The sequence below is a fragment of the Paenibacillus sp. F4 genome, from assembly GCF_002894905.1.
Lineage (GTDB): Bacteria > Bacillota > Bacilli > Paenibacillales > Paenibacillaceae > Paenibacillus > Paenibacillus polymyxa_B.
This window is the reverse complement of sequence record NZ_POVS01000004.1, coordinates 225,181-241,046: the sequence shown is the minus strand read 5'-3', so window position 1 is coordinate 241,046 and position 15,866 is coordinate 225,181. Positions and strand designations below refer to the sequence as shown.

Sequence of the window (15,866 nt, the reverse complement as noted above, 5' to 3'; positions counted from 1 at the left end):
ATATTAGTAGAAAGCGGGAAAAAAATGAAAGAAAAAGTATATTTTGTTTTGTCTATGGTGATTTTCGGTGCAGTTGGCGTTTTTGCAAAGTATATCGATTTGAGTTCAATTGAAATAGCTTTATTCATGAGTCTGATTGGCGGTTTGTTATTGTTCGGAATCTCCATCATAACCAAGAATAAAGTATCTTGGCCTAACATAAAAAAGAATGCTCTTGCATTATTACTTGCAAGCATCGCCTTGAGCTTAAATTGGGTCTTTCTCTTTCAGTCTTACAAGGAAACAACAATCGCTAATGCCGCTTTAAGTTACTATTTCGCTCCTGTTTTGGTAATAGGGATGTCACCTATTATGCTTAAAGAAAAGCTCTCCCTAAAAAAATGTTTATGCGCCTGTGCTGCCCTTTTCGGGTTGATATTAATTTTACAGAGCGCGAGTAACGGAGAAGACGGCAATCATTTGATTGGTATCGTATATGGACTTATTGCGGCAACTTTTTATGCAATCCTGACTTTGACCAACAAATTTATTAGGAATATGAATGGACTGGAAATCACGATTGTACAACTATTATTATCATCCATATTCTTGATTCCTGTTCTTTTTATTACTCAAGAGAAATTAGGAATATATCAGTTATCAGGCAATTCCGTTATCCTCATTTTGATATTAGGTATCCTGCATGCAGGCGTGGGGTTCTACTTATTCTTTTCCGGAATGAAAGGTATAGGTGGTCAAAGCATCGCTATATTAAGTTATGTAGATCCCCTAACATCATTATTGATTTCAGCACTTGTGATAGGCGAAAGTATGACGTTATTTCAAATATTCGGCGCTATCCTGCTATTGGGGTCAACATTTATTAGTGAAGTAAGCCTAAAAATAAAATGTCCTTACAGAACTAAAAATGAGTAATCTCTCATTTTATTGAAGTCAACTTCAAAAATAAAAAGGCAGCCGTCCAGAAAGGATTGGCTGCCGTTTTTAATTAACGGGCTGACAATAGGGATCGTTGCAAAAATGCTGCTTTTTGTACTTTTTGGGGACAATGAATTTTTCAAGAAAATATCTTGTAGGAACATTGCCCATTCCAACAAGTACGTTTGCACATATGATGTCACAAAATTCAATTTAAAGGAGAGATACACACCTTGTCTAAACAGTCTTCTCATCGTTCGATGGGGCCGTTACAACCACATTTCGCGACCACTACTGAAGTGAGCAATTTTGTTAATCTATGGGGAATATTTACTGTGAATGGTCAACAGATCGTTGCTTTCGTAAAAAGCGTAGATCCCACTAATAAATCAATGTTAGTGCTATATCCTAATGGGACACAGTCTTATATTGATGTTACTCAAATCAGTCAGGCTCAGGGCCCTTATCCAAGCATGCCATCTATTGCAGGACAAAGCAGTGGTCAGGGCGGCGGTCAAGGCGGTGGATCGCATTGGCCTCCTCATAATCAAGGCGGTGGTCATCAGGGTAGTGGCTCACAGTGGTGGCCTCCTCATAATCAAGGCGGCGGTCATCAAGGCGGTGGATCACAGTGGCCTTCCGGTGGATCTCGTAGCGCCAATCGGAAAAATCGGAAAAACTAATACCCAACCCTTATTGTAACAAATTGGCGCTTGCCATGAGCGAGTGTCGATTGGAACACATTCAATATTGAACCAACCAAAGAGGCATCGCCTGCAAATGCACGCGATGCCTTTTGGGTTAGCCACTGGCTACTTCGATTCCCCTAATGCTTAATCCTCTGGCTCTGAACATAAATATTAGGCTTTGCTGGCCATGTCTGCAATCTGGCGAAGCCACTTCTTACGCGTATCTTCATCAGATTGAGGTACCGACTCGAAAAATAGATGATACATGACGTCAAGTCCACAGTATTCAAATATGCCTTTGTCGGACGTCAAGCGAAGTGCTTGATCCATACCATTGCTGGCATATTCCGCATGTGATTTTCCTTGTGTATTGAGGATAATGGCTTTCTTTCCCTTGAGTAATCCCATTTGCACTCCATTTACATATTTATAAGCAAATCCGTAAGAGAATACGCGGTCTATATACCCTTTCATAATGGCTGGCATCCCGGTCCACCAAATCGGATAAATTAGGGTGATTACCTCTGCCCATTGCAAAAATTCCTGTTCCCGTACAACATCTTCTCCGATTCCTCCAATGACCTCGCTGCTGCTAATCACAGGTTGAAAGTTGATTGCATATAGATCACGAACAACCACATCATGTCCTTTTTGCTTTAGCCCCTCGATTGCTGTGGTCAAAATTGCATGATTAAAGCTTCCCTCGGATGGATGTGCGTAAATAATAAGATGCTTCATGTTCTCTCCTCCATTTACTTTAAAATAAGTGATTGATCAATTACTTAACTTCGTACTCCTTCAATTAACTGAATATGCTCAATCCATAGTTCCGATAAAGATACGTTCAGTAAACTTGAGCGGTATCCTGCTCATGAATATCACCTCCGTTGCTTGTTAATCCAGTTAGTGATTGATCAATTACTAATGATTGGCCTCAGTATAGTTTATTCCTTTTTACTTTGCAAGTGCTTTTGTTCAACTTGTCAAAAAGATTATTTAAACATCTGATCCAAAGGCAGTGTTATTATCGCTGTTCAAAGAAAATAAAGTCCCCCAGTTGATGCCCATTAGGGTGTGATGTAGAGCAATCACTTAATATGACTTTATAATGTCATGTTATAAGGTGTATGCTACCGAGAGAGGTGAAGCGTATGCCGTTAAGCAGACATTTTGAAATCGTTTATATGTTACTCCATAAGAAAAAAGTGACTGCTGATGAATTGGCAGAGCATTTTGAGGTTTCCACACGAACGATTTATCGGGACATAGATGCCTTAAGCGCAGCTGGGATTCCCATCTACAGCAGTAGAGGCAAGGGTGGCGGAATATCATTGATGGAGGGTTATGTCTTTAACACCTCTTTACTGTCTGAGCAGGAACAAGATGATATCTTAATGGCCCTTCAGAGTGTGGCTACAGCTACCATCCCACAGGTAGAAGAAGTGTTAAACAAGTTGAGTAGGCTTTTTAAAAAAGACATGGGAAACTGGATCGAAGTAGATTTTTCGCCATGGGGAAGCCAAAACAGCCAGAGACAGCTATTCACTCTTATACGCAACGCAATAATCACAAACCGTGTTATAAAGTTCCGCTATTATAACGTCGCCGGAGAACAGAGTTATCGTAGCGTCGAACCTGCCAAGCTCTTGTTTAAAGATAAATCCTGGTATATGGAAGGTTACTGTTTAAATACCGAAAGTCATCGTGTATTTAAGATTAGCCGAATGAAAGAGATTGCAGTTACCGAAATTAGTTATGAGCCAAGAACGGTCGTAGCATCTACAGATACAAAGATGAACGACTTGCTTCATACCATTGAAGTAACTCTTCACATTTCTGCTCAAGGAGCTTACCGCGTATACGATGAATTTGCCGAGAAAACAATTACTCAGAAGGAAGACGGCTCTTATTCCGTCACGGCACAATTTCCTGTAGGCAATTGGCTGGACAGTTATCTGCTGTCCTTTGGTCCCCTCCTTATAGGGGTTAGCCCCGAACAAGTACGTACAAGAATATTGTCTCATTTAGAAACGATGAAAAGAAATTTAAATGATCCTCTATAATATGACACCATGTAGTCATATTATTACTGCTATGATGAGTTTGAAGTTATCGCTCACAACATACTCACCCTAGGAGGTTGAAGGATCAATGAATCCACATAGAACCCTGCCATCGGCAGTAGAAACTTACTTTACATCAGCGAACAAATCCCAGCTTGAAGTACTTACTTCCGCTTTCGATAAAGATGCGTTGATCTTGGATAATCATCGCGAAATCAAAGGTATGGAAGCCATAAAATCATGGTGTGAAGCAGAAATATTGGGGCCGAATGTCACCTTTGAGATCGTGGATATGGATGACAGTAATAATACCATCGTCGTAATTGCGAAAGTAGACGGAGACTTTGATAAATCGAATCTTCCCGATCCACTCCTACTTAAACATCAATTTATAGTAAACAACAATAAAATTAAAGAACTGATTATTACACTTCCATAAAGAAATTAAAAAATAAGAAAGGGAAAACGAATATGCCCGCTTATGTTGTTTTTATACGTGAACAGAGTACCGATCAAACTGAACTCCAACTCTATTCTGAGTTGGCACCGGCAGGTTTGGCGGGACATTCCGTCACCCCCCTAGCAATGTATGGCGCATACCAAGTCCTCGAAGGACCCGCTATTGAAGGGCTGGCCATCTTGGAATTCCCCACTTTTGAGGAAGCACAAGCTTGGTACTTTAGTCCAGCCTATCAAAAAGCCCTAAAGCATCGACTGCGCGGAGGGCGGTACCGGGGTGTCATTGTCGATAGTTTGTAAGGTTCGTAAGACAAGTAAACTCGGAGTGGAGATACCTAGAGGTATTTCTCAACCACATTGTAAAATTTAGGAGGAATTATTCGCATGAGTTTTCAATTAGAAAGCATTTTAAGTGAGTTTAAAGGCAAAAGGGCCTTGGTCACAGGTGGTACCAAAGGAATGGGAGAGGCTATTGCTAAGAGACTTACGGCTGCAGGTGCTACCGTAATAACTACGGCTCGAACTACTCCAGTTAATTTAGAAAATCCAGACCTGTTTATTCCAGCCGATATTAGTACGCCTGAAGGTGTAGATCAAGTAGTAAACAGTGTTCTTGAGCGCCTAGGCGGTGTAGATATTCTTGTCAACAATGTTGGAGGCTCGTCAGCCCCATCCGGGGGAGCTCTTATCTTGACAGACGAGCATTGGCAGCAAACTTTTAACGCCAATCTGTTTGCTGCCGTCCGTTTAGACCGTGGACTGCTGCCGGCTATGGTGGAAAAGGGTTCCGGTGTTATTATTCATATTTCATCTATTCAACGTCGCTTGCCGCTATATGATGCAACATTGGCTTATGCTGCAGCCAAAGCAGCTTTAACTACTTACAGCAAAGGTTTATCCAAGCAGTTTTCGCCTCAAGGCATTCGTATTAATACAGTTGCGCCAGGCTTTATCGAAACGAAGGCAGCACAAAGTTTGATTGATCGGATTGCTGAGACGACAGGTGACCGAGAAAGTGCATTAAAGCAACTGATGGACTCGTTGGGAGGAATTCCAATTGGTCGTCCAGGACTACCAGAAGAAGTCGCTGAGCTTGTTGCTTTTCTGGTATCCGACCGGGCCGCTTCAATTACAGGAAGTGAATATAATATTGACGGTGGAACAGTTCCAACGGTCTAAAACTCAAGCTAATTACATTTATCCAAGTATTTACCAGTCTAATGTAGTGTAGTGCTTAGGAGAAAGAAAATAAGCCCATCACTTTGATTTGGAGGTTAAATCATTTCCAATTAATAAAGGGATAGGCTCTCTTTGGCATTAAGTAAGGCAGTGTAAGGTATTTGTGACTACAAAACATCATCGTCCGCTAACTCATCTGCCTGGCGTTCATAATCTTCTACATTAGCTGGGATCTTTAATCTTACTTTATCGCCATCAAGGATTACTCCCATTTTGCTCGCATGTTTGAACGGATCATACGGTTCGTTGTTTTTAAGGCATGAGTACAGAACTTGTGCAATCTTACCGCATACATGACCTATTGCTTTTCTCTTGGCCATTCCTCGATCAACTAATCGTTTATAGTAAACGCGAAGTAACTATTCAGGTACCGATCTTATAGCCAACGCAAATAAGGGGTGCAGCGCACCCCTTAGGGAAAAATTAAATGGGAAGAGCAACATTCCCTATCTATAATTTGGAGGAAGGGGATGGGGAATAGATAAAAAACAAATATTCGCATTTAATTAAACGAAGCCCCACCTTTGAAGATGCCCATCAACTTATTCTCGACAACGCCGCATTTTGGGCTAGTCGTCTTACGTACAGAAAAGCACACAAATTGGCCAAAACCGCTACCATGGCCAGTCCCCAGAATAGGTTTGCATACGCATGGCTAGTCGGAAGATGCTTTTGCCAATCCATTGCGCTAGACATCACGGCAATGCTGAATGCCCCGCTGATAAATTGCATCAGTTGAAACAATCCCGTGCCTGAGCCAATTTGAGAAGAGGGCAATATGCACGAAATTTCGTTTGAAACGCTACTGCTGATGATAGCAAAGCTTAAGTTCATCAGCATGTACACGAAAACATCCGCTATCCAAAATTGGGTACCCACTCCTGCGAACAATACGGCCGCCAAAAGTATTAGCATGGGAGTCGTACGCAACATCCTGCTGTTTCCCCGCTTGTCGATCATCGCCCCGATCATTCTCGATAGCAATATGGACAAAATAGCCCCCGGAAAAATAACAAAACCGGCATGACTTACGCTCAAACCAAAATGGTTCAATAGCATTTGTGGCAACAAAAAAAGCGTTGCAAAGTTGCATAAATAGGATAAGACCCCGAGTAAGGCAAGCACAAGATAGGTTCTGTTAGCTAATAATGACGGCAGCACAAACGGGTGCTTCGCTCGGCGGATACGCAGAGCAAAGACGAGCAGCCCCGAGATTCCGATCAACAAGGCGACGGGATGAAAGTTGGTGAAAAATAGCAACAGACCTGCTGTACCTGCGCTCAGTGCCACTGCCCCCAGTAAATCGAAAGACCGTTTGGACAGCGACTCTTTTGGAATATAACGCATAAGCAGCGGGGCAATGCACATCAACAAGGATGTAATTGCAAAGAGATACTTCCAACCGAGATATTGCACCACAAAGCCGCCGATCACCGGACCTAGCCCAAACCCCAGTGACACGGAGGACATGATGAACGTCATCGATTTTCCCCGGCGCACCAGCGGTACGTAACGGGTCAGAAAAACGATAGACAGGGAGAGCGCCGCACCGGCACCGGCAGCTTGCAAAACGCGTGCCGCAAGCAGTATCCAGAAATGGTTGCTCAGCATCGCCCCAACCGACGCGCCTCCCGTCAAAACCAGACTAATGGCGAACAACCGGTTCAACGGAACAAAATCAGACAACCGGCTGTAGGTTATCGAGGAGATGGCGAACATGATAGAATAACTGGTGACCGTCAATGAAACGATAGATACCGGCAAGTTAAAATAATGGCTTAAATCGTTTAACGCCAAATTAAACATGGCCGTATTCATAGTGACCAACACAACGGTAATGCAAAGCAACGTAATAATAACGCCTTCACGGGGAAGAAGGAGCACTTCGTTTTTCTCGACCATAGTATTGTGGAGAGCATCCTCCATGGGATTTTCCTTCTTCCATCTTTTGATTTGGGGAGGTTATTTATCTAGCGACCTTAGCGAAATGCTCCAAAGTGCGAACCAGTTGGGCTGTATAAGACATTTCGTTATCGTACCAAGCTACGGTTTTCACCAGTTGCTGGTCTCCGACTGTCAGAACTTTCGTCTGCGTGGCGTCGAAGAGCGAACCGAATGTGATACCTTTGATATCGGAAGATACAATTTCGTCTTCCGTGTAGCCGTAAGTTTCTGGATCGGAAGCTTCTTTCATAGCAGCGTTAACATGCTCAACCGTTACCGTCGTATTCAATATGGCAACGAGTTCAGTCACGGAACCTGTTGGTACAGGTACACGTTGGGATGCTCCATCCAGTTTTCCCATCAGTTCCGGAAGAACCAGGCCAATGGCTTTTGCGGCACCGGTTGAGTAGGGAACGATGTTCACCGCAGAGGCGCGCGCGGCACGGAAGTCGCCTTTTGGATCTGGAGCGTCAAGCGTGTTTTGGTTGCCCGTGTAAGCGTGAACTGTCGTCATTAGCCCTGATTGGATACCAAACTTGTCGTGCAAAGCTTTAGCCATAGGGGCCAGGCAGTTCGTTGTGCAGGAAGCGCCGGAAATAACCGTTTCAGTTCCGTCCAGCGTGTCATGGTTCACGTTGTATACGATCGTTTTCATATCGCCTGTAGCAGGGGCAGAAATGACGACTTTCTTCGCTCCACCTTTCAGGTGAAGCTCGGCTTTTTCTTTCGTGGTGAAGAATCCTGTACATTCGAGAACAATGTCAACGCCCAGCTCTTCCCAAGGGAGTTCTTCAGGATTCCGCTTAGCCAGAACCTTAATCTCTTTGCCGTTTACTTTAAAAGCTCCTTCATGGACTTCAATATCACTGTGAAAAGTGCCTTGCGTAGTATCATATTTGAGCAGATGAGCTAACATTTTAGCATTCGTAAGGTCGTTAATCGCTACAACTTCGACACCTTCCACATCTTGTATTCGGCGAAAAGCGAGTCGTCCGATCCGTCCAAAACCGTTAATGCCTACTTTTACAGTCATTGAAAAATCCCCCTAAATGTTTTATTTATTCCAAACAGGCGGATGCCTGTCATGAAATCAAAAGAAATCAGTTCTTCCATGATCAGAGTACCCTGCGTCCCCTTGGTGAATGGCCCAGCCCAGGGCTATTTCATTTTGGAATGGCTTGCTGTACAATAAAAAAAGAGACCGAATGGTATCTTTTATTTTATCATGATTCTAGTAAATGACAAGGCCAGAATTGTATAATTTGTTTAAAACAAATGAAATAGAATAAGTTCATACGGAGGAGCTCATGAAAAAAGGGGATAGAACACGGGAGCACATCATTATAAAATCGGCTGAAGTTTTTAACCAGAAAGGATATGCCGGTACATCGCTGAACGATATTATTGCCGACACAGGAATCAAGAAGGGGGGCATCTATCGACATTTCGCCAGTAAAGACGAGATAGCGCTGGAAGCCTATAATTATGCTGCTAGCATAGTCACCAGAAAAATTTTAGAGGCGGCCGATCATGAGCAGTCTGCGTCAGGAAGGTTGATTGCTTTTTTTCGTGTTTATGAGGATGTTATCAACGATCCGCCATTTATTGGAGGGTGTCCCATGCAGAATACGGCTGTAGAGAGTGACGATACTCATCCGGAGCTTTGTGGTCGGGCAAGGCAAGGGTTGCATACGTTCTTGGATATGATGAAAAGTATTATTCGTGACGGTATTCAAGCTGGGGAGTTTAGAGAGGATCTGGATGTTGATGCGCTAGCATCATTTGCATTTTCCTTGTTGGAGGGAGGGATTTTGCTCAGCAAGTTGGATGGGGATAACAAGCACATGTTAATGAATATAAAAATTTTCTCGTCCTATTTGCAGCAATGCTGCTTAAAGACCGGTTAAACAGGTGAACTGGCACATCGGAATGGACCATGTAGGGCTGCATTCTAAATATGCAAAGGGAGAGATGAATTGCGGCCGTATCGGAAATCGGCAGACAAGTTAACCCGGTTTAAAGCGAAGTAGCGAAGCTTGTTGATTTAAATCGATTTTTTGCTATCGTGAAAGGTAACTATTCAGGTACCGATCTTATAGCCAACGCAAATAAGGGGTGCGGCGCACCCCTTAGGGAAAAATTAAATGGGAAGAGCAACATTCCCTTTAAGCACGGACTGAATACTTTCGAACACTGGAAGGGAATGTTTTTTCAAGGTGGATAGGAAGCCTCGTATACGGCAAAAGGTTTTCGCCCCTTGTTCACTACGGAACGTTCCGGAGACCTTTTGCTGGACTTTCATCATGCGAACGTCCCGCTCCGCTTGGTTATTATCGAAAGGAATGTGGAATTCACACAAAAATGAGAGTACGTCCAAGCGATGAAATTCCAAACGGTCCAACAAGTTCTTGGCTTTACTTTGCTTCAGCCGCCCTTTTCGTTTTTGCTCAATGGGAGCACTTTTCATCGATTCCTCCAATCGACCATGCGCTAAAATGAGATCGTACCGTTCGGCAAAACCAGCTAATTCTGCCACTGTGAACGACTCTGCACGAGTCCTCCTGTCATCCACTGCGTGTTTCATGTCAACGAGCAGTTCGATCATGCGGCCTGCCCATAGCTGCTTCTCCTGCTCCAGAATATAGGTGAGCTCTCGAAGGTGGTGAGCGTTGCACAGCGCATGTTGACACTGGTCGTAGGCGAAATAGGGCTTCCATGCATCATGGATGGCGATTCCCTCATAATTAGGAAGTATTCCTGCGGCCTCGAGACCTTTCAGCCCGCGACGAGCATGGATCGTGTAATGGGTGTGGCTGGTAGTGCCGGCCACATGGAGCCAATGCTTTCTCCCCTCCACTTGGAGTCCAGTTTCGTCGAAGTGAACCACGGGAGTCTGCAAGATCGTCTTCAGTACTTTTATACGTCTCCTACCGGTTTGTATTCGCTTTTTTCTTTCAAGATTCGGCTTACATGTATCAAATGCAGACGGACCTCTTATTAAAAGCGACATGCGTCATAACGCTGCTGGCAGGCATGATCCGGGATTCATGGTTTCATTTACTTTTTTTGGTTCAGCTATTGCTTAGCTTTGGAGCAGGCGTCTTCCTGTGTTATGTGCATCGAAAACGAATCCTGTTTGTTCTTCGGAGCGAATGGAAGCAGTTTGGCGCTTGGGCCTTGGCGGCAGCTGCGATATTTGTCGGCTATGTGCTGTGCTTTGGAACACAGCCGGAATATGTCGAGGGACTTGGAATCTACCCGTTTCTTATCCTGCCCTTGTTCAGCATCCACCGAATTGCATTTACATATGCCGGGGACCTGCCTGTCATGCTGTTTCGAGGGAAAACGGCGCTGGCCCTTTTATTCGGGACGGTGGGTTGGTTTAGCGTGATTTCCCTGCTGCTGCGGCTTCAGCCAAGCGAATATTTTATCATCGCTCACGGCCTGCTCGTATGCATACAAGTATATGCTCTATTGTTGTATCTTCACGCCAAGAAACGGTCAGACGAGGCCAGCGAAAATTCGATGGGGAGTATGGACAGCTATTATGCAAGGTCTCTGCATCAAATCGAGCGGGAGGAATCGATCAAAAGAGATTTTTCGCATTATCTGCATGACGACATCCTTCAGGACTTGCTGTCTGTTCGGAATATGATGAACAAATCGGATCGGCCGGATGTCCGCAGCTTGATCATGGAAGCGCTGGACCGTCTGAACCTGTCGATCCGGCAACAGATGCAGGAATACCATCCCACCCTGCTTAATACTTTGACTTTTAAGGAAAATCTGAGCAATCTTTTGAGCATGGTTCAGCAGACGTATCCAACGAGAAGATTTAACATTTCATTTGATTGCGACGATACTTTTTTCTTGGTTGAGCCTTACAACTATATCGTGTATCGAGTGCTTAAAGAGCTTACCACCAATGCCTTAAAACACTCGAAAGGAACCGCTCTCTACATCAAGCTCTCTCTGAACACGGGCCATGTGGAGTTAATGGTACAAGATAACGGCATAGGCTTAAAGCCATCTGATCCTAACAGGACGGGAATGCCGAAAGGTATGCAGTCGATTCGAGAACAGCTCGCTCTGATCGACGGTTCAATCATCCTGGACTCGGCCCCTGGTGGAGGTCTGTCAGTGAAGGTATACTTTCCAATGAAAGGAGAAGGATCTTATGCGCATTATTTTGATCGATGATCATGCCCTGTTTGCCAAAAGTCTGGAAATCGCTTTGGAAGGCACTCCGGAAATCGAGAGATTTCAATCCGTATCGAACGTGTCCGAAGCGGTTTCCGTCATCAAGAGGGAGCGGCCCGACATTATATTGATGGACATCCACTTAAGTTCCTCCGGCAGTGAGGACGGGATTCTGCTTGCCAAGCAAATTCTGCATGAAGTTCCGGAGGCCAACATCGTGATGCTGACCGGCTATGATCTGCCGGTGTACCGGTATGAGGCGCAAAAAATAGGGGCCAAAGGTTTTCTGAATAAACATATGGACCCCGAAGAGGTTGTTCAAGCGCTGCTGGATATCCAGAACGGGCTGCTTCATTTCCCCACTTCCATCGAATTTATCGAGACGCTGACAGACAGTGAGAAGCAGATTCTTCAGCTGTTAAGCGATGGATTTAAACGCAAGGAAATAGCTAGCATGCTCTATATCAGTGAACGAACAGTCTCAAACCATCTGCAGCATACATTTGAAAAGCTGAAAGTCTCCTCCTCGCTGGAAGCCGTTTCAAAAGGAATTCAACTGGGTTACATTCAGCCTATTTTTAAGACAAACTAAAGCGAGCACAAGTATGCTCCCCATTGTCCTGCCCGTTAGTTTAAAAAAGGCAACCGATTGATATGACCGGCTACCTTTTTATCTTTATTGAAATAACGTATCCCGTTAGTTTAACCAAACGACGAACCTTAATCATCGCTTGTTTCTATACAAGAGTTCCAAACAAGTAAACTGCAAACACTATAATACTAAGAATCAACATAACTCCTCCCACCCTATAACACAAAGAAGTTCCAAAATTATTTGGATATTTTTTCGAAATTATCACTGCTGGTAACCAAAATACAATAGCAGCCATAAATGGAATGTGATACCCCTCGGTTTCATTCGTATATATATCCCAATTGAATAACTTAAAAAGATAATGGCTCAACATGAAGTCGTTTTGAAATTTAAAATTAAATAAAAACCCTAAAGTTAGAACAACTATTGCGAATGACCCAGTACCAAACGGTCTTTTTATTGTCACTTCATTTCGCTCCCCTACCTCTTTCAATTTATATGGATTTGTATATACAGGAAGCTATAATAGCTCGTATGCTCAAGAGCATCCGTCTCTTGAAAGAACCGAGTTAAAGTACAATCCTCCGCAATCGGACTTAAATGAGATTCCTTAGGCAACCGAAGCTTGAATCAGCCGACCTCAGAGCATGCGGGACACTGGTGAACGTCGAGACTGGCGAGAGTATCACACCGGAGGTGTGTTACCCCGATGATCCCATCGAGAATTCCCCTGTCGTGACCCTAACCCTAGCACATGGGCCTTCCTGTTTCTTAATCCTCGGTCAATAGATTCCGTCAATTTCGGGCTAGGATACGGCATCAGTAACACACATAATTCAACTGCCGTGTTTATCCATTACAATAATTCGATATACCCTTCTGTTCCATGCAAGCGAATTCGTTGCCCATCTTTTATCAGTTTGGTCGCATTCTCCACTCCCACAACGGCTGGCAAGCCATACTCACGTGCGATAACGGCTCCATGAGTCATCAGTCCACCCACCTCCGTAACCAAGCCTTTTATGGATAAAAACAATGGAGTCCAGCTGGGATCGGTAAAGGTGGTCACAAGTATATCGCCATCTTCCAGATCAGCCTCTTCCATATTCAGGATCACACGTGCCCGTCCCTCTACAACGCCCGAAGAAACAGCTAGGCCTACAATAGCTTCGGCGGGGATATTTTCCCGTTTGTACTGACCCGTAATAATTTCACCATCAGACGTGATAACACGTGGCGGAGTTAGTTTTTCATATAATCTATACTCATTTTTTCGTTTGTCGATGACCTGGTAATCCAGTTTATTTGTGCGCACGGCTTCCTGCAATTCTTCAAAAGCGAGATAGTAAATATCTTCTTTTTCATGAAGAACGTTGGCTTGTACGAGTCGTTCCGCTTCCTTTAGTAAAGCCTGCTTATAAATGAAGTAACGACTAACAATGTCGTATTTCGGATATTCACGATAACCGATGAAATTCCGGATCAGGTCGATCATTTGTTTTGTCTCTTCGGCTTTTTGTTCACCACCCGGTAATTGTTTCAATAGGGCTAATAAGTCCTGTTCTTTTATCAAAGCTTCCTGTCGCCCTTGCTCAAATTTTCGTTTGCTGGCGCCAGGCTCAAGGTTTTTGATGTTACTGAGGATCATGGGTACCAGTACACTTGGCTTTTCACTCCAGCGTGTTCTTGTAATATCGATCTCCCCGGCACATCGCATTCCATATTTGTCGAGAAAAGCAGCAATAGCATCACACACTTGCTGGCCGCCTTCGAATTGAACCAGTTCATCCAAAAAGTTATCATCTTTTACCTGTTGGAGGTACTCAATTATTTCTGGATAGGGACGAATCACATCTGCAACATTCAGTAGCTCCATACCCATTTCTGAAGTGACGTTATTAGGTACAGATAAGGAAAGTGTGTCTGCTGCGTTTTTTTCACCTAACCAGTCATTCATTTTTTCATTGATCCATGCTGAAGCATGGAAGGCGGCCATAATCACACTCAAATTTTTCGTATCTGACGCACGCTGCTTCCGTTGCTGCATATCTTCCAGGATACAACCAAATATATCCAATCCTGATTTCGTTTGGATGTTATGTTTTAACGCTGATAACGATGTCTCACTACTCTTAATCAAAGCAGCAACAATTGCCGGATCGCTTCCTGCCTCTTCCAGAATATCCACAGGAGACATACCCTTATGGCTTTTTACGGGCCCCGGTTCGCTTTTGTCAGTTGGGTCCAATTTTATAAAATCTCCCCGCTCTATGATGGTAATAAGCGCGTCTTTTATGAGCGGATCGGAGTGCCCTAAAACATCCAACAAATTTTGCCTGCCAGCCGATGTAGACAGGCCCTTCGTGATATCCACAAACAGCCTTCCACCACCAGTTTTAAACATGGGCGGGGCACCTGTTAGCATCCAAACCGATATCCCTAGTGGTTTAATAGGATCTGTCATCATTTGCTGATGACCGACAGATACATACACGTGATTTTCCTGGTCATTTGCTTCAGGAATGGGATATAAAGTGGTGATCGGCCGGCTCTGGACAATATAAAATGTATCATCATCCAAACACCATTCGATGTCTTGGGGGCAGCCGAAATATTCTTCGATCTGTCTTCCCATGCGTGCCAGTTGTAAAATTTGTTGATCAGTAAGTGTTTGCGTCTTTTGCTGATCAAGATTGAGTTGCTTGGTCTCTGTTCCGCCTTCCTTTCGTCCATAAATCGCCATTTTTTTGGTTTCTATTCTCTTGCTGACGATTTCCCCATCCTTAACTTGATAACAATCGGCAGATACCAAGCCGGAGACCAGCGCTTCTCCAAGTCCGAAACTGGCATCGATAGAAAGCAGCTTTCGATTGCAAGAGATGGGATCAGCGGTAAATAAAATCCCTGAAGCCCGTGGGAACACCATTCTTTGAACGATAACGGATAAATAAACTTGGCTGTGATCAAATCCATTCTGCATTCGGTAAGTTACTGCGCGTTCCGTAAATAGAGAAGCCCAACATTTGCGGATATGCTCCAAGATGGATTCTTTGCCGATAATATTTAAATAGGTGTCTTGTTGACCAGCAAAAGAAGCATGCGGCAAATCCTCAGCAGTCGCACTTGAACGCACGGCATAAGCATATTCATCGCCAAACTGGGAGAGATAGTGAGCAACTGCTTTCACAACATCGGAAGGAACGGCTGCTTCCAAAATGGCCTGTCGAATCTTCTTGCTGATTTCATTAGTTTGTTCTCGATCTTCTACTTTAAGCACAGATAACCGGTCCAACAAAGCATGAACCATTTCATTTTGTTCGATGGCTTTTTGGTATCCCACCGTTGTAACACAAAACCCTTCTGGCACGTGTATTCCTTCCATTTTGGATAATGCCCCTAAGTGCAGCCCTTTTCCGCCAACAAGCAAAAGCTGAGTGTTATCCATTTCTTGAAAATCGAGAACCAGTGAATTCATTCAACATCTCCCCTAACAATTAAATTGAGAAAAAAACGAACAAACATGATCATGCCTAGTCACCGCCGACGTCAGTCGCCGCGTACTTCTTCTCAAAACCGCTTGAGATGTACGCAGCCTGATCGCACATTCCACCAACCTCCGGCTCCAGTCATCAATTCTTGCTTGCAGTTTGTTTTTGACCTATTTCAGCCGCTCCTGTTCCAGACGCCAATCTTTCGTTCCTATTTTCCCCTGAGCACGCTCCTTTTCCCGTTTTTTTTGGGGATAAAAAGAGCATTGAC

The 15,866-nt window shown here is 44.0% G+C and carries 14 protein-coding genes; 9 read left to right on the top strand and 5 right to left on the bottom strand.

Annotated elements, in window-relative coordinates; translation table 11 throughout:
- The first annotated feature begins 24 nt into the window (after positions 1 to 24).
- Complete coding sequence (locus tag C1T21_RS01780) at positions 25 to 915, top strand: DMT family transporter (protein WP_103046965.1); 891 nt, start codon at positions 25 to 27, stop codon at positions 913 to 915.
- Between the two features lie 236 nt (positions 916 to 1,151).
- Positions 1,152 to 1,601 (top strand): hypothetical protein, encoded by a 450-nt coding sequence (locus C1T21_RS01770; protein WP_180984532.1) that lies wholly within the window; start codon positions 1,152 to 1,154, stop codon positions 1,599 to 1,601.
- A gap of 177 nt (positions 1,602 to 1,778) precedes the next feature.
- On the opposite strand, the gene C1T21_RS01765 is transcribed toward C1T21_RS01770, so the two are convergent.
- Positions 1,779 to 2,345: an NAD(P)H-dependent oxidoreductase gene (locus tag C1T21_RS01765; protein ID WP_103046962.1), complete on the bottom strand. Its 567-nt coding sequence runs from the start codon at positions 2,343 to 2,345 to the stop codon at positions 1,779 to 1,781.
- A gap of 413 nt (positions 2,346 to 2,758) precedes the next feature.
- On the opposite strand from C1T21_RS01765, the gene C1T21_RS01760 reads away from it, so the two are divergent.
- The 4 genes from C1T21_RS01760 (at position 2,759) to C1T21_RS01745 (ending at position 5,308) form a co-directional block, all read left to right on the top strand.
- Entirely contained in the window at positions 2,759 to 3,670 is a 912-nt protein-coding gene (locus tag C1T21_RS01760; RefSeq protein ID WP_103046961.1) for a helix-turn-helix transcriptional regulator, read from the top strand.
- Positions 3,671 to 3,758: 88 nt separating this feature from the next.
- Entirely contained in the window at positions 3,759 to 4,109 is a 351-nt protein-coding gene (locus tag C1T21_RS01755) for a nuclear transport factor 2 family protein (protein WP_103046960.1), read from the top strand.
- A 32-nt stretch (positions 4,110 to 4,141) separates the two neighbouring features.
- On the top strand, positions 4,142 to 4,429 hold the full coding sequence (locus C1T21_RS01750; RefSeq protein ID WP_103046959.1) for a DUF1330 domain-containing protein: 288 nt from the start codon (positions 4,142 to 4,144) through the stop codon (positions 4,427 to 4,429).
- Between the two features lie 84 nt (positions 4,430 to 4,513).
- A complete protein-coding gene (locus C1T21_RS01745; protein ID WP_023986947.1) occupies positions 4,514 to 5,308 on the top strand; it encodes an SDR family oxidoreductase in 795 nt (264 codons plus the stop codon).
- Positions 5,309 to 5,905: 597 nt separating this feature from the next.
- Here C1T21_RS01745 and C1T21_RS01735 read toward each other — a convergent pair.
- Both C1T21_RS01735 and gap read right to left on the bottom strand, forming a co-directional pair.
- On the bottom strand, positions 5,906 to 7,294 hold the full coding sequence (locus C1T21_RS01735; RefSeq protein WP_103046958.1) for an MFS transporter: 1,389 nt from the start codon (positions 7,292 to 7,294) through the stop codon (positions 5,906 to 5,908).
- A gap of 40 nt (positions 7,295 to 7,334) precedes the next feature.
- Positions 7,335 to 8,345 (bottom strand): type I glyceraldehyde-3-phosphate dehydrogenase, encoded by a 1,011-nt coding sequence (gap, locus tag C1T21_RS01730; RefSeq protein WP_103046957.1) that lies wholly within the window; start codon positions 8,343 to 8,345, stop codon positions 7,335 to 7,337.
- A 274-nt stretch (positions 8,346 to 8,619) separates the two neighbouring features.
- On the opposite strand from gap, the gene C1T21_RS01725 reads away from it, so the two are divergent.
- Positions 8,620 to 9,219: a TetR/AcrR family transcriptional regulator gene (locus C1T21_RS01725; RefSeq protein ID WP_103046956.1), complete on the top strand. Its 600-nt coding sequence runs from the start codon at positions 8,620 to 8,622 to the stop codon at positions 9,217 to 9,219.
- 233 nt (positions 9,220 to 9,452) lie between these two features.
- Here the strand turns inward: C1T21_RS01725 and tnpC are convergent, their stop codons facing one another.
- Entirely contained in the window at positions 9,453 to 10,211 is a 759-nt protein-coding gene (gene tnpC, locus C1T21_RS01720; protein WP_180984531.1) for an IS66 family transposase, read from the bottom strand.
- A gap of 71 nt (positions 10,212 to 10,282) precedes the next feature.
- Here tnpC and C1T21_RS01715 point away from each other — a divergent pair, with 71 nt between their 5' ends.
- Together C1T21_RS01715 and C1T21_RS01710 are read left to right on the top strand one after the other, a co-directional pair.
- Positions 10,283 to 11,512: a sensor histidine kinase gene (locus C1T21_RS01715; RefSeq protein WP_103046954.1), complete on the top strand. Its 1,230-nt coding sequence runs from the start codon at positions 10,283 to 10,285 to the stop codon at positions 11,510 to 11,512.
- A complete protein-coding gene (locus C1T21_RS01710) occupies positions 11,490 to 12,104 on the top strand; it encodes a response regulator transcription factor (protein ID WP_103046953.1) in 615 nt (204 codons plus the stop codon). The genes C1T21_RS01715 and C1T21_RS01710 overlap by 23 nt, the downstream gene beginning before the upstream one ends.
- Positions 12,105 to 12,963: 859 nt before the next feature.
- Here the strand turns inward: C1T21_RS01710 and ppsA are convergent.
- Positions 12,964 to 15,582, bottom strand: a complete 2,619-nt coding sequence (ppsA, locus tag C1T21_RS01700; RefSeq protein WP_103046951.1) for a phosphoenolpyruvate synthase — start codon at positions 15,580 to 15,582, stop codon at positions 12,964 to 12,966.
- Between the last annotated feature and the right edge of the window lie 284 nt (positions 15,583 to 15,866).

What these genes read in the sequence shown, in the direction of transcription:
- C1T21_RS01780 (WP_103046965.1), top strand. Translation starts at nt 25, where the DNA reads ATGAAAGAAAAAGTATATTTTGTTTTGTCTATGGTGATTTTCGGTGCA.
- C1T21_RS01765 (WP_103046962.1), bottom strand. Translation starts at nt 2,345, where the DNA reads ATGAAGCATCTTATTATTTACGCACATCCATCCGAGGGAAGCTTTAAT.
- C1T21_RS01760 (WP_103046961.1), top strand. Translation starts at nt 2,759, where the DNA reads ATGCCGTTAAGCAGACATTTTGAAATCGTTTATATGTTACTCCATAAG.
- C1T21_RS01755 (WP_103046960.1), top strand. Translation starts at nt 3,759, where the DNA reads ATGAATCCACATAGAACCCTGCCATCGGCAGTAGAAACTTACTTTACA.
- C1T21_RS01750 (WP_103046959.1), top strand. Translation starts at nt 4,142, where the DNA reads ATGCCCGCTTATGTTGTTTTTATACGTGAACAGAGTACCGATCAAACT.
- C1T21_RS01745 (WP_023986947.1), top strand. Translation starts at nt 4,514, where the DNA reads ATGAGTTTTCAATTAGAAAGCATTTTAAGTGAGTTTAAAGGCAAAAGG.
- C1T21_RS01735 (WP_103046958.1), bottom strand. Translation starts at nt 7,294, where the DNA reads ATGGAGGATGCTCTCCACAATACTATGGTCGAGAAAAACGAAGTGCTC.
- gap (WP_103046957.1), bottom strand. Translation starts at nt 8,345, where the DNA reads ATGACTGTAAAAGTAGGCATTAACGGTTTTGGACGGATCGGACGACTC.
- C1T21_RS01725 (WP_103046956.1), top strand. Translation starts at nt 8,620, where the DNA reads ATGAAAAAAGGGGATAGAACACGGGAGCACATCATTATAAAATCGGCT.
- C1T21_RS01715 (WP_103046954.1), top strand. Translation starts at nt 10,283, where the DNA reads ATGTATCAAATGCAGACGGACCTCTTATTAAAAGCGACATGCGTCATA.
- C1T21_RS01710 (WP_103046953.1), top strand. Translation starts at nt 11,490, where the DNA reads ATGCGCATTATTTTGATCGATGATCATGCCCTGTTTGCCAAAAGTCTG.
- ppsA (WP_103046951.1), bottom strand. Translation starts at nt 15,582, where the DNA reads ATGAATTCACTGGTTCTCGATTTTCAAGAAATGGATAACACTCAGCTT.